The sequence below is a fragment of the Paenibacillus polymyxa genome, assembly GCF_001719045.1.
Lineage (GTDB): Bacteria > Bacillota > Bacilli > Paenibacillales > Paenibacillaceae > Paenibacillus > Paenibacillus polymyxa_B.
Map to the genome: position 1 here is coordinate 939,507 of NZ_CP015423.1, position 17,819 is coordinate 957,325.

A 17,819-nucleotide genomic window follows, 5' to 3' on the forward strand; every position below is an offset into this window, starting at 1 on the left:
ATTTAATGTGAAATTATTGGGTATATTGCTAATCCTGACGGCTGTCAGATACTTTACGCACCCAATGGACATCACGTTTCACACAATTAACAATAACGCTTACATATAAGAATCTTTCATCATTACATTCTATGGTAGGCATCGCTTATATAGAAATAACACCCTCTGTAAACAGAGGGTGTTGTGTTTTCCTGTTTGTCGCAGGTTTATTGCAGAAATTGCTGAACCGCTTGGTTCACGAGCTTACCGTCAGCGCGGCCTTTTACCTTAGGCATCAAGGCCGTCATTACTTTCCCCATCTCGGCTTTCGAAGAAGCACCGGTTTCCTGGATGGTCTGCTGTACAATAACTTTAATTTCTTCCTCAGAAAGTTGTTCGGGAAGGTACTGAGCGATGATCTCTATTTCTGCTTTAGTGCTTGTCGCAAGTTCATCACGACCGGCTTTTTCAAATTCATGGAGGGCATCTTTTCGCTGTTTGATCTCACGACTCAGAATATCAAGCACTTCGTTGTCGTCCAAATCCCGTTTCAAATCTATTTCAAGATTTTTAATCGTAGAACGAACCATTCGAATGGTGGAGAGTTTGAACTTGTCCTTACTCTTCATTGCTTGCTTCATATCTTCGTTCAATCGTTCGCTCAAATTCATGATTGCTTAGATCCTCCTAGAACTTTCTCTTACGAGCAGCCTCGGACTTTTTCTTGCGCTTTACGCTTGGCTTTTCATAATGCTTGCGTTTCTTCACCTCAGCCAATACGCCATCCTTAGCAATGGAACGTTTAAAGCGACGAAGTGCAGCATCAATTGTCTCGTTTTTGCGAACTTTAGTTTCAGACACCAGTTTTCCCTCCCTCCGACCAGACCGTCCAAGAGCAATAACACGGTTCATCAAATTTTATTATAGGTGAAACGGAAACCAGGTGTCAACCTATAAGAAAAAATGAATACATAAAGGGCCATTTTTCTCCATTCACTTCCGTATTACTGAAAAGACAAGCTCTGTCATTTTTTAAGAATGTGAGTCCGAAATACCTGTCAAGGCACCCAATTTGGCGCCGCCCAGTAAGTGATAATGCAGATGCCCCACCGCTTGTCCACTATCCGGGCCACAGTTGTTAATCAACCGATAGCCAGACTCAGCGATTCCTAACTTTTTCGCAACCTCAACCGCAACACGATGAATCTCCGCGATAAGAGGAAGATCCTCCTCCGTCACAGCGTTCATCGAAGGAATATATTTTTTGGGAATAATGAGCACGTGTACTGGCGCCGCAGGCTGGATGTCATGAAATGCGAGCACATTGTCGGTTTCCAACACCTTTTTGCTGGGGATGGTTCCATCCACAATTTTCAAAAACAGATCGTCCATTCAAAACCCTCCTTTGGCAGTGAGCCGATCATAAGTAAATAGGCATAAACAGCCCTTGCTCTCGGCATTCAAAGTTATGTATTTCCCACACTGAATAGAAACATATACAGCCATGTTTGGTTATACTTATGTTTCTATATGTATCATAACGGAAAAAGGGTCTTAATACCAGTTTCCCTTACTAACTTCCTCTATAATAGCTTTCACCCCTGCATCAATTTGATCCAACTGCGCGCGCGAAATACTTATGCGCAAAAACTTCTCTTGTTCCCTATAGCCTGATAAATAAAAGCCTTTGCCAGCTACAACCTGGATGTTCCTCGCGGAAAGACACTGTACCAAACGTTCCAAATTCACCGTCCGAGGCAGTTTAAACTGCATATAAACTCCTGAGGTTACAGCTGAAGTCTGAACGTATCCGGCCTGATTGTATCGTTCCACAGCCTTGTTAAGAGCACGAACGCGCTCCGAATACAGTTTGCATATCGTGTGCTTATGGCGTTCATACATTCCATTTTTAATATAAATATCAAGCGCCGCCTGAGACAAAATAGATGTGTCGACATATCTTTTATAGGTATTAAACGTCTTCAATAGGACTTCTGGCAATACAGCAACTCCTAATCGCAAGCCGGGGAAAATGATTTTCGAGAAGCTTTTCAAATAAATAACATGGTCCGTCTGGTCGTATGCATAAATGGGATCAAAAAGATGATCGGCCCCCAAATCTGCCATATAGTCATCTTCTACAATGTACACATCATATTTGGCGGCTAAGGCAGCTATCGCTTTTCGCTCCTCTGTGTTGTAAGAGACTCCTAATGGATTATGATATCTTGACATGGTATAAAAAAACTTGATGCTCTCGTTCTTAAATTGATTCTCCAATTCGTGAAAATCCATACCTTCCGCTGTCCGGACGATGGTACTGACGGGTATGTTCTCTTCCTCCAGAAAACGCAAATATATATCGTAACTTGGCTGCTCGACCAAAACCTTTTCTTTGCCATTGGGAAACGGCATTTTAGCGAGTATCTCCAATGCCTGCTGAACACCCGAAGTAACGATAATCCGATCCATTTTTGCAAACACCTGAGTATCAGCCAAATGGGAAACCAACGTATGACGCAGTGTTTCCAGTCCTTGCGAATCGCCATAAGTGAACAGATGATATTTGTAGGTGTCAATAGCCTGATTCAAACAATGTTGGAAATCCAGATAAGGGAATACATTTAAATCTGGGGAGGCCGAAGCAAAATCAACGAAGTCTTGCATATGGCTATGGTGTAAATCGCCCGAATTTTCCACTACATAGTATCCACTTTGCGGTATGGAATAGATGGCGTGTTTCTTTTCAAGTTCAGCGTATGCCCGCAAAATCGTGCTTTTGCTGCACCTGTATAATTCAGAAGCCTCACGGACCGACGGCAGCTTGTAACCTGATTTATATTGTCCCTCGCGAATTTTAAGTTCTATATCCAATAAAATTGAAACGTATTTTTTCACAATATCCTCCCACCTGCTCTTTACATACTCATTACATGCTCATTTCATTACATGCTTATTCCGTCTTATGTTTCTTTACACGCTAGATGTTACCATGGTTTATGGATAAACAAGATACCTCATTTCATTGAACTGTACTGATACAGTTTTAATTATTGGATCATATTTGGGATGGTTTACGTGAAAAAGAGGCTGTTTCTTCATAATGGAAGAAACAGCCTTGCATGGTGATGATGTATGGATGCGCCTTAAAGTCACTTGTACTGTACAAGAACTGTAGGCGGGAGAGAGCAGAGAATTCACTATATCTGGCGACTAAGGAATTAGGATTAGTAATAAGGCAGCAAGCTAATCGCTGTCAACGCTGCAAGTGGCAGAATCAAACGATTAAAGCGACGGCGTCCGTATGGGAACCCATATGCATAAGCGGGTACTGGATACGGGTACGGGTACGGATACGGATACGGAGGATAAGACGCATAGCCACCATAAGCACGGGAGCCGCAGCCACAATTGTTAGGTGGATATGGGAGATTAACATTGACTTTCTCCATCTCGTCTCCACCCATAGGAACGGCTAAGTATATCTTTTCATCATCCACATGCTCTACAATGCCATCATACATTGTCCCGTCCTTCACCCATACGCATACATAACGATGCATATGCTTTTGACATAGTGTTTTAGCATCCGTCTGTTCCGGTGCTGTAACTTTTTCGGTTGTCATGCTTTTTTCCATGGTTGTTTCCTCCTAGGCTCTTGCATGTATACCGTATGTTATTCAAAAACGGGCTATTTGCTACATCAAATTGGGCGAATTCCGGCTTGCAAAAAAAAAAGAAGCACCCCGGGAGCTCTTGGCAGAGCCCCTCTGAACGGACGTATGACGGGAAGATTTCTTCCGCAGCATACGTCCGCCGGGGTGCTGTATGATTAACTTGTCGGCTTGGCTGTATTATAACAATAGTTTGAAACTGTATCTGTGACCTGTATCACATTACTTCAAAAAGTTTCCATAACCACACGTGAGCCGCCTCCAGCCTGCTCTGCCGGAAGAACAACTAGCTTGCGGGGCAGACGGGCCCGTAGTTCAGGCACATGACTAATCACACCAACAGACAATTGATCGTGGTGCAGCTTTTCCAGTGAAGTGATCACTGTGTCAAGCAGCTCAGGGTCCAACGTTCCAAAGCCTTCATCCAGAAAGAAAAATTGCAGAGGGTATTGGCCCCGCAATTGAATTTGAGCCGACAGCGCAAGCGCAAGCGACAAGGAGGTCAGGAACGTTTCACCACCGGACAAAGTCGATACTGGACGTTTGACCCCACCGTTGGCATCGTCACTAATGACAAAACCACCACTGGAATCTACCTCTAGCGCGTAACGTTGCTTGGTCAGAAAACGCAGGCGGCGTGAAGCCGACTGGCTGACCTGCATGAGCTGCTCCTCGGCAATATATTCAACAAAGGCATTGCCACGAAAAACAGACTGGAGCTTGGACATTTTTTCCGCTTCGCTACGCAAATGTATACGATTGGACTCCAGCTTCATCCAGCGGACGTGTCGATGCTGCAAGTCCTCTAAATCACGCTCAGCCTTGGCGCGATTCTGAAGCGCCTCTTCGTCGCGTGCACGGCAATCACGTAGCTGTGCAGTGGCCGTTTCCCACTGTTCCTCTGTTACCGTTGCTCCATTCAGCTGCTCTTCGACATGTTTTAAGCGGGAAGACAGCTCTTTTTCCCGTTCTCGATGCAAACTCGCTTCACGCTCATAGCGTGCGGCTTCTTCCGGTCCCAGGCAGCATTCCATGACTTCTGCTTCCGTAGCGAAGGAGGAGGCTTCCAGACGGTTGCCCCAACGGGACTCTGCCATCTGACGTCTTTCTTCTGTCGAGTCGGAGGCCTGCCGGGCAATCAGTGAAGCATGAACGGCTTGCTGCTTGCGTTCTTCCGCTTCGATACGGCGGCGTGCCGCGGCTTCGGCTCCGTTTTTCAGCCCCAACAGTCGCGAGGTCGCTTCTTCCAGCAATGAAGCCGCTTGGCCATCTCCAACCCATTTTCGGAGCTGTGCTAGCTTTTCACGAAGCGAATCATCTTTGCTTTGGAGCCCTGTACGACGGGCAATAATGATTTTGTCCTCCTCGATGATACTCTGCTGTATCTGTTGAACACGCGCCGCCTTTCCTTCGAGGAAGGTCACACTCGTCTCCAGCCGGGAACGCAGCTCTTCCGCACGCCCATCGCGCTCCTGCATGGCACGGTAACGCTCCGCAGCTTCGCTCGGAGCGACATCCGGCAGCTGCGCCGCCCATTCGGCGCGCAGCCCCTCGCTGCGCGTGGTGCATGCCTCGCGCTTGCTGCGTGCCTGCGTCAGCGCTGCAGCTGCTGCCTCCTGCTCGGCGGCAGCACGGATACGCCGCTGCTGTCCGGCGGCGTCTGCCTCGCGCAGCGCCTGTGCCTCGGCAGGCAGCGCATGCGCACGTGCGGCTAGTTCTGCCGCAGCACGCTCCAGCGCCGTGCAGCGCTCCGCCCAAGCGGCGGCACCGCGCGGCTCTGCTGGCGCTGCCGCAGGCGTGAAAGGCTCGCCCGTGGCGGCAGCGCCGCTGTCTGCGGTGGCGGGCTGCGCCAGCAAGCTGCGCTGCTCGTGCAACTGCTGGCGCAGTGTGAGGCGCAGCTCCTGCAAACCAAGCCGCAGGCGGTGCAGCTCATCTGGCGCAGCGGCATCCGCGCTATGCGCCGCGACGACGGCAGGCGCGGGGTGATGCAGCGAGCCGCACACTGCGCACGGCTCGCCTTCGCGCAACTCGGCAGCGAGATGCTGTGCGAGACGCCCCAGCTCCTCCGCACGGAGCTCGTGGCGCAGTTGTTCTTCCTCGGAGGCCAGTGACGACATATCGGCGGTGATCTCTGCCTTCAACGTCAGCAATGCCTCAATGCCATCAGCTGCCTGTGCAGCAAGGGCAGAACGCCGTGCCTCTGTCTCCTGTGTCTCCTGGTCCGTCAGCTTTAAACGTTCGTCAGCTTGCGCAAGCCGTTTCTCCTGAGCGGTGTACTCCAGTTCAGCTTCACGCAATTGCTCATTCGCGATTTCCAGCTGTTGCAACCGTTGCACAGCCTCTTGCAGCATACGCCGCTCATCTGCCCGCACTTCATTTTGCTTTAGCTCTTGTTGAAGCTCCTGCTGTCGCTTCAAGCCTCGCGTCTGTAGCTCTTGTTCCTTTGCGAGTCCTTCTGCATGTTCAGCAAGGGTTTGTTCGCTTTGCACAAGCTCGGCCGCCAGACGTTCCCGTTCGGTCCGCAACGCTTCCGTATCATGCTCCAGTTGAAGCGCCTGCTCTAGTTGGTCGATCCGAAGCAATAGCTTCGGTTCTTCGGCACTGAGTGCTTGCCGGGCCTGCTCATCTGCTTGCGCAGACACAAGCGCAGCCTCCTGCGCGGTAGTGGCCAAGACTTCCATTTCTTCGGCAGTCTTTTGCCGTTTTTCCGCTTCAGCAATGGCTTCCTTCCAATCCGTCAGCGCAGGCAGCAATGCCTCGGCTGCAGATGCTTGGCGAAGCTTGCGCTCCAGCAAAGCAATGCCCGGCTCCTGTGCTGCCAACTGCTCCAGCTCGTTCGATCTTTGGCTGAGCTCGACGACCAGCTCACGGGTTTTGTTTAGCGCCTCCCATTCACGTGAGACACGCTCTAGCTCACGACGCGAAGCTTCTGCATTGGCAATCGCCTCTTTGAGACGCAACTCTACATGTTCAAGCGCTTCAGCACTGGCATCCCCCAGCCCTTGCTGCTCCGCCTCTAACGCTTTCAGTGCGGTATCGTTATCTTTCACACGACGGCTTAGCTTCTGCGCAAGTTGGTCTCCGTACTTCTCCAGATGGAACAAACGCTGAAGCATCTGTCTGCGTTCACTGCCTTTTAAGGACAAGAATTCCGCAAACTTTCCCTGCGGCAATACGACAGCTCGTGTAAAATCGTCCATTTTCAGACCGATATACTCCTCCACACAGCGCGTCACATCCTGCACCTTATCGGCAAGCACTTCCTCGCCATCCTCTGTTAACGCAATAAAACGGCTAAGCGTATTATTAACCGATACGCCTCCAGCACGTTTGAAACGTCGTTCTACACGGTAACGACGAGGACCTTGAGCTGACATTAATTCAAACGTAAATGCAACAGACAATGTATCCTCAGCATGATTCATAATGCCTTGTGTACCATTCACTGCCCGCTCCACTTTACCGTACATAGCCAACGTAATGGCATCCAGCAGCGTTGATTTTCCACTACCTGTTGGGCCAAAAATTCCGAAGAGCCCAGTTTCGGTCAAATCGTCAAAGCGAATTTCCTGCGACTCCCGGTAGCTTTGCAACCCTGCCAGTTTTAGAAGGATTGGTTTCATGCGTCATCCTCCTCAGCGTGGTCTCTTGCATCATCCTGTTCCACCAGTTCCAGAAACAACTGTACTAATCCGTCATCTGGCTGTGCTCCACCTGTCTGCCGCTGATAGAATGCCCGGAACAACTCATGCACTGGCAGTTCTGATCGTTGGTGCTCCAGCTGTGCGGCAGCCATTTCTGGATACATGGGGCGAATATGAATGATGCCTTCACGGCTTTTGCGCAGCCGCTGAATATCTCCCATCGACATCGCTTCATCCAGCGTAATTTCCAGATCAATAAAGGCATCGGCATCCAATCCTTCGTCCAGCCAGCGATATACTTCCTCCAGACCTCCCCGTGCGCGCCACCTCACTAATGGGCGGCCACTGGTGATATACAGTTCCTCGACCTGAGCAGGCTTGCCAGCAACCACGTCAATTAACGTAACCGATTTGGCTTGTCCGGCTTCGGAAAAGCTATAAGCCAGCGGCGAGCCACTGTAACGCATCAGCCCGTCTCCCTTCACATACTGGGGACGATGCAAATGTCCTAGAGCTGTATACTGTGCCCCAATGCTCAAAGCAGACGGATCTACGGTATACGCCCCCCCGACCTGAATCGGACGTTCCGAATCCGACTCCAGCCCGCCGAGCACATAAATATGGCTCATCGACAAATTAACGGTGTCAGGCCGAAATGCTGTGCCCAGTTGTGACATCAGCAAGCCCACACGGCGACTGTATGCCTCGCGCAAGACTGTTTCATCTCCGTCTTCAGACAATAGCTCGTTCAGACGAGACTCGGACGGATATGGCAAGGCTGCAATGCATGCCATTTCACCCGTTCGCGGTGTACGAACGCGTACCGCTTCCCCATGGGGCAGTCCCAGCAACGTAATTCCACGCCCGCTCACCAGCGGTGAGACCGAGGATACCCTTTCCGGCTGATCATGATTGCCCGCAATGACGACTAGTGGTCTTCCTCCAGCCGTAAGACGGGCAGACGTTTCATAAAACAATTGCTCGGCTGCGGCCGAAGGATTGACTGAGTCGTATACGTCTCCAGCCATCATAATCAAATCGGCCTGCTGATCGTCAGCCATTTTCGCCAACTCTTCCAAAAACGCCTCCTGCTCCTTCAAACGGCTGCGTCCTTCCAACGTGCGGCCCAAATGCCAATCACCTGTATGCAAAATCCGCATGCTATTCCTCCTCTCCCTATCTATATAACTACAGCCGTACACTCTCTCCAGCTTCTAAAAAATACAGCCACTTCTCAGCAATCTTTTTGCTTGTAATCTCTTCGATCACACGGGCATACAGCTCCAATTGAAAACGATATTGGTCTGTTAAATGGGACAGTGTACGATATTCAGATATCCGATCTGTTTTATAATCCACCAGCACGAGTCCTTCGGGAGTTTCAAATAGACAGTCAATAATCCCGTTCATCAGCACTTTATCTCCGTCCTGTCCACCTTCCGAATCTATTTCTTGTCCTGGTGACATTGATGGTATGGTGTGGTTCCAGTAATCGGTTGCCCGCATGGTATAAGTAAACGGAAGCTCTCTTTGCACATGGGATGCCCCCAGCATTCTGCTACCCAGCTCACTAGTGAAAAAGCGTAATATTTTATCCGTATCTAGCGCCTTTGCATGAACATCCAGTAACATACGCTGATTGAGCAAACGAGCCTTGGTTTCCTCAATAACTTCGGCGCTCATCCCCCCATCTAATGGCAAATGCAGCATCAACGTATGATAGACTGTTCCTCGTTCCGTTGGAGTCAGTCGCTGATTCCCCATAAACTTAGGTCTGCGCAAGTGTAATTGACTTCCCCCAGTGTGAGAATCCTCCGGTGACTCTGCTAGTAGGGAGGTAGATAGATTCAGCCAATCGTCCGAACCCATCTCCTGCATTTCCAGCCATCTTTTCATCTCAGTAACCGATGTATTGGCTGCCGTCTTGCCAGCCCGTTCATACGGATAGATCCAGGAAAGAGCAGCTTCAATATCCGTTTCACTCTCTTCGTTCAAGTCGATTAGCTCCGCATTTCTCAGTGCTTCTGTCTTATTTTGGCGCTCTTCGCCCGACACCTCTTCCTCATGATCTGAGTTCACACGAGAGCCGGAAAGTGTTTCCGAGGCGACGATTTTAAATAACCAGTCTGTTCCCGGCATATGTTCCAGCCTGTGATAGTACCCATCCTGATCACCTGCCGCTTCCCTCAACAAAGTAGCAGAAGGATGCCGAATCAAAGCAGGACCTACCCAGTCCAGATAGCTGCGGCCTGCCGCCAGCATATAGTCTGGTAATACCGTTTCCGTATGTTCTTTGGCACGTGCCCAACCCGCTGCGCGCGAAGCGAGATCCTTCACGGTTCCGGTCATAATCAGCTTTTCACGCGGACGCGTAAGCGCCACGTATAACACCCGCATTTCCTCAGCCAATAGCTCCAGCTGTGAGCGTCGGCGGATCGCTAAATTAGGCAACGTAGGGTAGCTGACACGATTTTGTTCCTCCACATATTTAGGACCAAACCCCAACTCCTTGTGCATAAGAAACGGCGCATTGAGATCCTGTTGATTGAACATTTTTGCTGTCCCGGCAATAAACACGATAGGGAATTCAAGTCCTTTACTTTTATGAATGGTCATAATACGGACAGCCTGATCGGGTTCAGTCCCCCCGCTAATGGATCCTAAATCACCGCCTCGCTCCCGTAGACGGGAAATGAAGGTCAGAAATCGAAACAATCCTCGGTTGGACGTAGAAGTCTCATACTGTCTCGCTCGGTCATATAGCGCCCGCAAATTGCTTTGACGCTGTGAGCCGCCAGGCAGTCCACCGACCCAATCCAGATATCCTGTTTCCTCCAGCACATTCCAAATCAATGCACTTAAGCTTCCTTGTCGGGCTTCCTGGCGCCAGGCTTTCAAATTACGCAAAAATGAACGTAGTCGGGCAGATAACGTATTCCCGTCATTTCTATTACCAAAGTCAGGTGAAGATAAAGAGTCCTTAGGGAAAAGATCCAACTCCATGATGTCAGCTGAGATCCCTTTTTCACTTTCTTCCAGTGGGTCAGCTTCTGCCGCCGCCAGCAATGCGTCATAAAATAATCCATCCGGCTTCTCCAACCGAATTTGTGCAAGTTCATCTTCGGTCAAGCCAATAATCGGCGAACGAAGCACGGATGCAAGCGGGATGTCCTGCTGCGGATTATCAATAATGTGCAGCAGAGACAACATCACCTCAACTTCCGTTGCTTTAAAAAAGCCTGTCGTCTGCTCCCCTGAAGCCGGAATGCCCTCAAGCCGCAGTTCCTCTACAATTAGTGGGGCCCACACGCTTGCGGAACGAAGCAAAATGACGATATCGCCGTAGACTGCCGGGCGCATCGCTTTTAATCCTCTGTCGTAAATCAACAGTGGTTGTCCAGTGTCTCCGGTCAGTTCTTTAATCCGTTGCGCGATCGCACGAGCCTCTAACTGTGCCGTTTCTAGCTCCGCAAGCTCAGCCAGCTCACTTTCCTGTAGAGCAGATTCGTCCCCCGTTTCGGACAGCTCTGAAGCCTCGGAAAGACCCTGTCCACCCTTATCAACTAAGAGCAGCTCAGGTGCGTATACAGATGCGGTGTCTTGTTCCGAGGGGTCGGGATAGGATGCGCCGTGTACCAGCCAGGCTCGTTCATCGTACTCAATTTCCGCCACATCCACACTCATAATCTGGCGGAACACCAAATTGACCGCATCGACAACTTCCTGCCGACTGCGGAAATTACGCGCCAGATCAACTAAAAAGCCATCTTCCTGCTCCTGCATGCCGTACCGTTGATACTTATTCAAAAACAGACCCGGCTCCGCCAGCCGAAACCGATAAATACTCTGTTTCACGTCGCCCACCATAAAACGGTTACCCGGTTCCTCCCGTGATACCAGCCTAACGATATCTTCCTGTACGGTATTCGTATCCTGATACTCATCCAACAGCACCTCGTCAAATTGCGCCTTGTATTCGAGTGCAGCGTCGGAAGGTAGTAGCTTGTACGGAGTAGAATCGGGATGTCGTAATATTTTCAGACAATAATGTTCCAAATCCCCGAAATCCACCAACCCTTTTGACTGCTTGTGCTGTTGAAATCGTTCCCCGAATACAATCACGGTTTCTACCAATTCGTCCATCAGCGGAGCCGCGGCGTGTAGCTCCTCCCAATAGGCTTCTGCTCTCCTGCCAAACAGGGAAGCCTTCATATCTGTAATCATTTTTTTGGCTGCTTCGCGCAGCGTCTTAACCCGTTCCTGCAATGCAGGCTCAGTCTGATCTTTTTTGACTGGCTTGAGCTTACCGAAGGCAGCTGCCTGAAAATGATCATATAGAGATGCCCACGGCTGTGTCTCCAGCTCTTGCAGCAATCCCTTCACCATCGTCGCATCCTCTTGCAGCGTCACGGCATAAGGTGCAGGACCGCCGGGCTGCATAGCTGTTTCATGCGCCTGTTCCAGCAAGCTCGCTGCTCCGTGCAAAGAAAGTACGGCATCCGCCAAAATGCTGCGAACCCAGGGAGTCTCTCCCAAAGCGGCTACATCCTGTACACGAAATGCTGCCGCTGTCTCCCGCAGCCAATGTTCTGGCCAAGGATGACTTTGAGAAAAATCATACAACCGCTGAACAAGCACGTACATTGCATCATCGGTGCGTTCTCCACTAAACCAGTCGACCAGTCTGCGGAATGTACTTCCTTCATCATGAGCCTCATATTTCTCCTCAAACAGTTCTTCTAGAAGCTCCTGACGCAACAATTCTGTCTCATGCTCATTCATAATCCGAAAACCAGGATCAAGAGGAATGGCCTGATAATGCCTGCGGATGACCTCCATACAAAATGAGTGAAGCGTTGTAATCGAGGCCCGATTCAGCAACGACAGCTGGCGGCGTACATGCTCACTTTCCGGTTCCTGTTCCAACACACGTTCCAACGCTTCGCGTATCCGTTGACGCATTTCGGCGGCTGCAGCCTTCGTAAAGGTTGCTACCAGCAACCGATCCACGCTGAAGCCAAGCTGGGGATCGACAATTTTACGAATAATACGCTCTACGAGCACCGCTGTTTTACCAGACCCTGCCGCTGCCGCGACCAGCATGTTGTTACCCGATTCCGAAATGGCACGCCACTGGTCATCGCTCCACATACTGCCTTCCGGCTTCGGCATGTCTTTAGTGTTTGACGTGCCTATCATTGGTCCATTCCTCCTTTCCCTTCCTGTGTATGACCCAACAGATTCCAGATTTGATCCTTACCGGGTTTACCCCATTGATTGTAGCCACTGCCCTCCAGACTGTCGTCAAATTGACAAACAGGCTTAAAAGAACAGAAGGTACAAGCCGTCTCTTGCTGGATTCGATAAGGTTCAATGGCCACATCGCCCTCTGTCATCCGTGTGCCAATCGTCCGAATATTATTACGCACCGAGGCTAACAAGCTGTCCCACTGTTCCGGCGAAGCAACCGAAGCACTGCTATAAAAACTGCCATCTGCTTTCACCGCAACAGGTAAAATAGAGGAATATCCTTTGTCCAATGCTGTATCCATTTGTCCAACTACATCCCGATCTGCAAGCAATAATCCTTTCATCTTAAAACGTTTCAAAAGCTCCTGACGGGCCTGTTCTGCGCTAAGACCGTTAGGCGACTGCAACATCGGATTGTGGACGTGAAAATACAGGGTACCCGCTGGATAAGCTGTCTCGCCCAACCATTCCTCCGCCGCATTCAGCAGCACATCCAGGTAGGTGAGCATTTGCAAGGACAGGCCATAGTACACTTCATGCAGCTTGAGATCCTTTTGGCTAGATTTGTAATCGATGACACGCAAAAGTAACCCCTTTTCTCCCTCTGCCACATCTACACGGTCAATCCGTCCAACAATTTCCATCGCAACGCCGTTATCTAACCGGAAGCTTAACGGAGGAAGCTGCTGACCCGGTCCAAAGTCCAACTCCAGCCCAATCGGCTCAAAACTACCTCTTCGCGCATGTTCACCTAAAATCAACGAAGCACGGCTCACGATGTCTTTCAATTTGCGCAAAATGTAGCCATACCGCTTGGAGCTCATTAAAATCTCGCCTTGCAGACGAGGAGCCAAACGCTCTACTGTACTTTCCGCCTCTTGTCGGCATTCCTCGGTGCTGAGACTGCCCCAGCTGACATTGCGTTTACGCAGATTGATCGCCATCTCTCCAAGCGCTGCATGGAATAATTGTCCGATATCCGGGGCCTTCAGGCGATACATTTGACGTTCCTTCAAACGAAGACCGTGAGAGGCAAAGTGCGAAAATGGACATGCAACAAAACGTTCCATACGAGATACGCTGGTACGCAGCTTGCTACCGTACAGACGGCGGCTTGTTTCCTTCTGCATTTCGGCATGGTTCTCATAAAAAAGTGAGGTCAACAGCTGACGCAGCTTGTCCTTCTCACGCCCTTGCTGGCTTGCATACCAGTTATATACCTCCCACCAAGGAGATAAAATGTCACCGCCACGTCGCCAATGCCGTAATTGCGCAATGAGCTGCGGCAAAGCCTCGGACGGATGAGAAGCATACTCCCATTGCGTCGTCCAAGCATCCCCAGGCAAAGGGTATCCAGCCAACGGACGTTCGTCCAGACTAGGAAACAGGTGCCGCACATGTCGTACTAACTCAGACGGCAACAATGACTTGCCTTCTTCATCAGTAACTGCATAGCTCATCCACAGGCTTTTACCGGCTGAGGTAAGGGCCGTATAAGCGAGAAAACGTTCGTCCAACAGACGTCTTGTCATATCCGGCGCCAGCTCTACGCCTCGTTCGTTTAATGCCGTACGCTCCTGCTCATTCAGCACACCGTCCTCATGGAACACAGCCGGCATCACACCTTCGTTCATACCTAGCACAAAGGCATGTTGAATACCGGATACACGCGTACGGTCCGTGTTTCCGACCAGAACCTGATCCAGAGCCGGCGGAACAAGTCCCATACGGAACTCGGCCAATCCCGTTTCCAGCACGCCCGCAAACAAAGAGGTATCCAGTCTCTCATCACCCATCATTTCGACGATCTGATCCAGTAGTTCAAGCACTGCATCCCATACCTGACGATGCTCCTTCGCCTGCTCAGGTTTTCCTGCTTCCTCTGCCTGATGAATGAAGACGTCCAGCTTGTGGCCGATTTCTGCATCTTGCAGTAACAGATATACCGCTTCACACTTCTCAAGTGCAGTTCGTGCCTTGCCCACACGTTTCTCAAACGCACGTAAAGGCGTCACGATCACATCCCGGCATAGCTCCATCAAATCCAACGTTTCATCCCGCCTACGGTTCCGTTCCTGCTCCTCCAGCTCCAATGACAAGCTGGGCACAGCCTGCCACGGCCGACCATCTGTCCAACGGCTGCCTTGTATTCCGCAGGCCAGAACATAGTTTTCCAAACGGTCCATCTCCTCGCGGCTCACCCGACCGTCCAGCGGCAGTAGAAGGTCTGTTTTGACCGCACGGAATACATCCTCATATCGCCAACGCCGCTGCACGATATCCAGCGAAGCCCGAATCAATTCCACCAAAGGATGATGTAATACACTTCTTCGCTGATCCAGAAATACTGGAACCTCATACTGTTTGAATATCGGTTCCACCCATGGCTCATAATCTTCAATATGACGTACAAACAGAGCCATCTCCCGGTAACGCGCGCCTTCATCTCGGGCCAGACGGCGCATTTCGCGTACAGCCCCTTCCAGCTCTGCACGGCGATTAGCCGCAGTGTACAGTTTTATGCCCTCCGGCTGTTCTTCTGTCCACTGCTCTCGTAGCTGCTGCAGCCGCATCCGTTGTTCCTGATTCCGTAACCCTGTACGATGTTCAAAGTTAGCCTCCAAATACGCCAATGCCGGACGCTCCTTAAATCTCGGCAGCGGATCAGGGCGCAGTAATTGTGTCTGCGTCTCTATCATCAGCTCGTCTGCCATTCCTTTGAGCTTTACATACGTAGCCGCCGAAGGATGAAACAAATCCAGCTCATGCGGAAGCTGTCCGCTCTCGTAGCTGCGGTTGCAAGTCAGCGCCACCGTCAACGAAGAGGCATGCAGCATAAGTTGCTCCACCACCTTGTATTCATGTGGTGTAAATCTGCGGTAGCCATCCATCCAAATGTCTGCTCCACGCACAAGGGAAGACTCCGCAATCTGTTCTGCCAGCATACGCAACGTATCTTCACCGTCTATATATTTAAGCGTCAGCTCTCGTTCAAAATCCTCATAGATTAGACTGATATCTTTGAGCTTGCCGCGCAAAATCGGAGTTGACTCTCCAACAGCGTTCATTCGCTCCAGTTGCTCGGGTACAGACCGAGTATCACTTCCATACTGCTTTAGCTCCGTAAACAATGTATTCAACCGATCTACAAAGCCGAGCTGGTCTCCCGAATCCTTAAACAAGCTCAGTTCATCCTTGCGACGACGAATAATTTTATATAAAAGCATCTTCTTGCCTTCTTCCGTTACAGGCACCAGTGCTGAACCCCCGGTTTCCTGCATAACTAAATAGGCAAGACGATGAAATCCCATCACTTGGGCGCGCACCGACCCCTGAATACCGTTTCCGGCTTCTGTAAGTAACGCATGCTCAGAAGCAAATGACGATTGCTCCGGTACAAGTAACAGCATAGGCTTACCTAGCGGCTCCTCGCGTAACATAGACGTCATTTCATTGCGGATTAACGTACTTTTACCACTACCAGAGCGGCCAATCAACAAGCGGACCGACATGATGCGGCCTCCTTTCCAACGAACAACATTCTATTAAACAGTATAGCATATCAGGCAAGGGAGAAAAGAACGTACGTTTGCCATGTTGTAGCAATTCATCCTCCCCCTAAAAAACAAATCAGTCCCGCAGGTTGGCTTGGTGCATGCCTTCTCTACAGGACTGATTTATACCTAAAATGAGTGTATTTTACCTATTTAATCACCAAAAGGCGATTGACTTTGACTTTGACTTTGTATTAAACCTAAAGCTGTGTCCGGCTGCGCACCTCAAAGATGGCGAATTTCAAGTAATGGCCTTCCTCCACACCCAAAATTTGAGGATGGTCCTTACCAGCCGCTCTCCAGTCTACCAGACGAAGGATTTTGCCGGCATCTGCCGCCGCTTCCTTAATAGTGTCCAAAAACAGCTCTGGCCGCATATGGAACGAACAGCTCGCTGTCACCAGATAGCCGCCCTCATTGACAAGCTTCATCCCATGCAGGTTGATATCTTTATACCCACGTGTAGCTCCTTTGACAGCGTTCTTTGTTTTGGCAAAGGCTGGCGGATCGAGAATGACCACATCAAAGGTGCGTCCGCCACCTGCTGTCAGCGGCTTGGATGTATCTCCTTTGCCCCCGGCTCGTGCATTGCGTTCCTCTACACCTTTCACTTGATTGCGCAAATATTGAAAAGCATCGTCGACGACAAACTCGACGCGTTCCTCAAAACCGTTCAGCTTGACATTATCCCGCGCACTTTCAATCGCATGCTCAGAAATATCAAGACAAGTTACTTTTTTAGCACCATGTTTACATGCATTGAGCGTAAAGCTTCCCGTATGTGAAAAACATTCCAATACGGTTGCGCCATCCCAGAATGGGAATTCAACAACCTTACCACTTTTATTCACTGGCTTCAAGACCGTCGTGCCCGCATCTCCTGAGTCTGCAGCTACTTCTTGTAGCGTAATTCCACTACGTACTCCCCAACCTGTCATCAACGGTGCTATGGCCGCACGATTTTCACGCTGGTCAAAGAAATAACCCGTCTTCTGGCCCTCTACGATATCAACCTTGATTTGCAGCCCATTTTCCGTCACCACCACATGACGCGGGCAATCACCGTACAAAGGACCCTTTGTTTGTTCCAATCCTTCCAGCTCACGGATGGATACATCACTGCGCTCATATATACCAACAGGACCCACTACTTCAACGAGCGCATCCCTGATTTCTTCCCTGCGCCGATCCATGCCAAGCGTTAACAACTGCACGACCAACACATCACCAAATCGATCTACAATCAGTCCAGGCAAAAAATCAGCCTCGCCGTACACCAACCGATAAGCGTCTCCCCCGGTCACAAAACGTTCGCGGTGCTCCAGACATTTGCGAAAGCGTTGGGCAAAAAAGTTTTGATCCATTGCTTCCAGCGGCTCATAGGACATCACACGTACTGTAATTTGTGAAGCCGGATTATAGTAACCTGTCGCCAAATAACGTCCCTGATGGTTAACGATGCTGACCAAATCGCCTGCCTCTGGGTCACCCTCAATCTTGGCTATTTCGTTTTTAAACACCCAAGGGTGTGCGTGCTCCAGCCTTTTTTTACGGCTGCGTTCTAATATTACTGAAGGCAAAATCCTTCACTCCCATTCTTGAATTACTCAAAGTGTTAAAACGTTGTTCGATAGGGGCGCGGCTCCGCGGATCATTTGATCTTACGATCGCTGTTGCAACGGGATTCTTGGAATTAGGTAACACATTTAAAGGTAAGA

The 17,819-nt window shown here is 50.0% G+C and carries 10 protein-coding genes; all 10 read right to left on the bottom strand.

Going from position 1 to position 17,819, the window contains the following annotated elements; all coding sequences use genetic code 11:
- Positions 1 to 206: 206 nt before the first annotated feature.
- The 10 genes from AOU00_RS04220 to AOU00_RS04265 all read right to left on the bottom strand — a co-directional run bounded on the left by AOU00_RS04220 (position 207) and on the right by AOU00_RS04265 (position 17,681).
- Positions 207 to 650: a GatB/YqeY domain-containing protein gene (locus AOU00_RS04220; protein WP_013311146.1), complete on the bottom strand. Its 444-nt coding sequence runs from the start codon at positions 648 to 650 to the stop codon at positions 207 to 209.
- Positions 651 to 666: 16 nt separating this feature from the next.
- A complete protein-coding gene (gene rpsU / locus AOU00_RS04225; RefSeq protein WP_005547957.1) occupies positions 667 to 840 on the bottom strand; it encodes a 30S ribosomal protein S21 in 174 nt (57 codons plus the stop codon).
- A 171-nt stretch (positions 841 to 1,011) separates the two neighbouring features.
- The gene (locus tag AOU00_RS04230; RefSeq protein ID WP_025722131.1) at positions 1,012 to 1,371 is read right to left on the bottom strand and encodes a histidine triad nucleotide-binding protein; all 360 of its coding nucleotides are present in this window, start codon (positions 1,369 to 1,371) and stop codon (positions 1,012 to 1,014) included.
- A gap of 162 nt (positions 1,372 to 1,533) precedes the next feature.
- Positions 1,534 to 2,877: an aminotransferase-like domain-containing protein gene (locus AOU00_RS04235; protein WP_069290009.1), complete on the bottom strand. Its 1,344-nt coding sequence runs from the start codon at positions 2,875 to 2,877 to the stop codon at positions 1,534 to 1,536.
- 329 nt (positions 2,878 to 3,206) lie between these two features.
- On the bottom strand, positions 3,207 to 3,617 hold the full coding sequence (locus AOU00_RS04240; RefSeq protein WP_069290010.1) for a hypothetical protein: 411 nt from the start codon (positions 3,615 to 3,617) through the stop codon (positions 3,207 to 3,209).
- Between the two features lie 263 nt (positions 3,618 to 3,880).
- The gene (locus tag AOU00_RS04245; protein ID WP_069290011.1) at positions 3,881 to 7,276 is read right to left on the bottom strand and encodes an AAA family ATPase; all 3,396 of its coding nucleotides are present in this window, start codon (positions 7,274 to 7,276) and stop codon (positions 3,881 to 3,883) included.
- Positions 7,273 to 8,457 (bottom strand): exonuclease SbcCD subunit D, encoded by a 1,185-nt coding sequence (locus tag AOU00_RS04250; RefSeq protein ID WP_069290012.1) that lies wholly within the window; start codon positions 8,455 to 8,457, stop codon positions 7,273 to 7,275. The genes AOU00_RS04245 and AOU00_RS04250 overlap by 4 nt, the downstream gene beginning before the upstream one ends.
- 28 nt (positions 8,458 to 8,485) lie before the next feature.
- Complete coding sequence (addA, locus tag AOU00_RS04255; protein ID WP_069290013.1) at positions 8,486 to 12,496, bottom strand: helicase-exonuclease AddAB subunit AddA; 4,011 nt, start codon at positions 12,494 to 12,496, stop codon at positions 8,486 to 8,488.
- The gene (gene addB / locus AOU00_RS04260) at positions 12,493 to 16,059 is read right to left on the bottom strand and encodes a helicase-exonuclease AddAB subunit AddB (protein ID WP_069290014.1); all 3,567 of its coding nucleotides are present in this window, start codon (positions 16,057 to 16,059) and stop codon (positions 12,493 to 12,495) included. The genes addA and addB overlap by 4 nt, the downstream gene beginning before the upstream one ends.
- 242 nt (positions 16,060 to 16,301) lie before the next feature.
- Positions 16,302 to 17,681 (bottom strand): class I SAM-dependent rRNA methyltransferase, encoded by a 1,380-nt coding sequence (locus tag AOU00_RS04265; protein ID WP_069290015.1) that lies wholly within the window; start codon positions 17,679 to 17,681, stop codon positions 16,302 to 16,304.
- Between the last annotated feature and the right edge of the window lie 138 nt (positions 17,682 to 17,819).

Excerpts from the sequence above, each read along its gene's own strand:
- AOU00_RS04220 (WP_013311146.1), bottom strand. The coding sequence starts at position 650 with ATGAATTTGAGCGAACGATTGAACGAAGATATGAAGCAAGCAATGAAG.
- AOU00_RS04230 (WP_025722131.1), bottom strand. The coding sequence starts at position 1,371 with ATGGACGATCTGTTTTTGAAAATTGTGGATGGAACCATCCCCAGCAAA.
- AOU00_RS04240 (WP_069290010.1), bottom strand. The coding sequence starts at position 3,617 with ATGGAAAAAAGCATGACAACCGAAAAAGTTACAGCACCGGAACAGACG.
- AOU00_RS04245 (WP_069290011.1), bottom strand. The coding sequence starts at position 7,276 with ATGAAACCAATCCTTCTAAAACTGGCAGGGTTGCAAAGCTACCGGGAG.
- AOU00_RS04250 (WP_069290012.1), bottom strand. The coding sequence starts at position 8,457 with ATGCGGATTTTGCATACAGGTGATTGGCATTTGGGCCGCACGTTGGAA.
- addA (WP_069290013.1), bottom strand. The coding sequence starts at position 12,496 with ATGATAGGCACGTCAAACACTAAAGACATGCCGAAGCCGGAAGGCAGT.
- addB (WP_069290014.1), bottom strand. The coding sequence starts at position 16,059 with ATGTCGGTCCGCTTGTTGATTGGCCGCTCTGGTAGTGGTAAAAGTACG.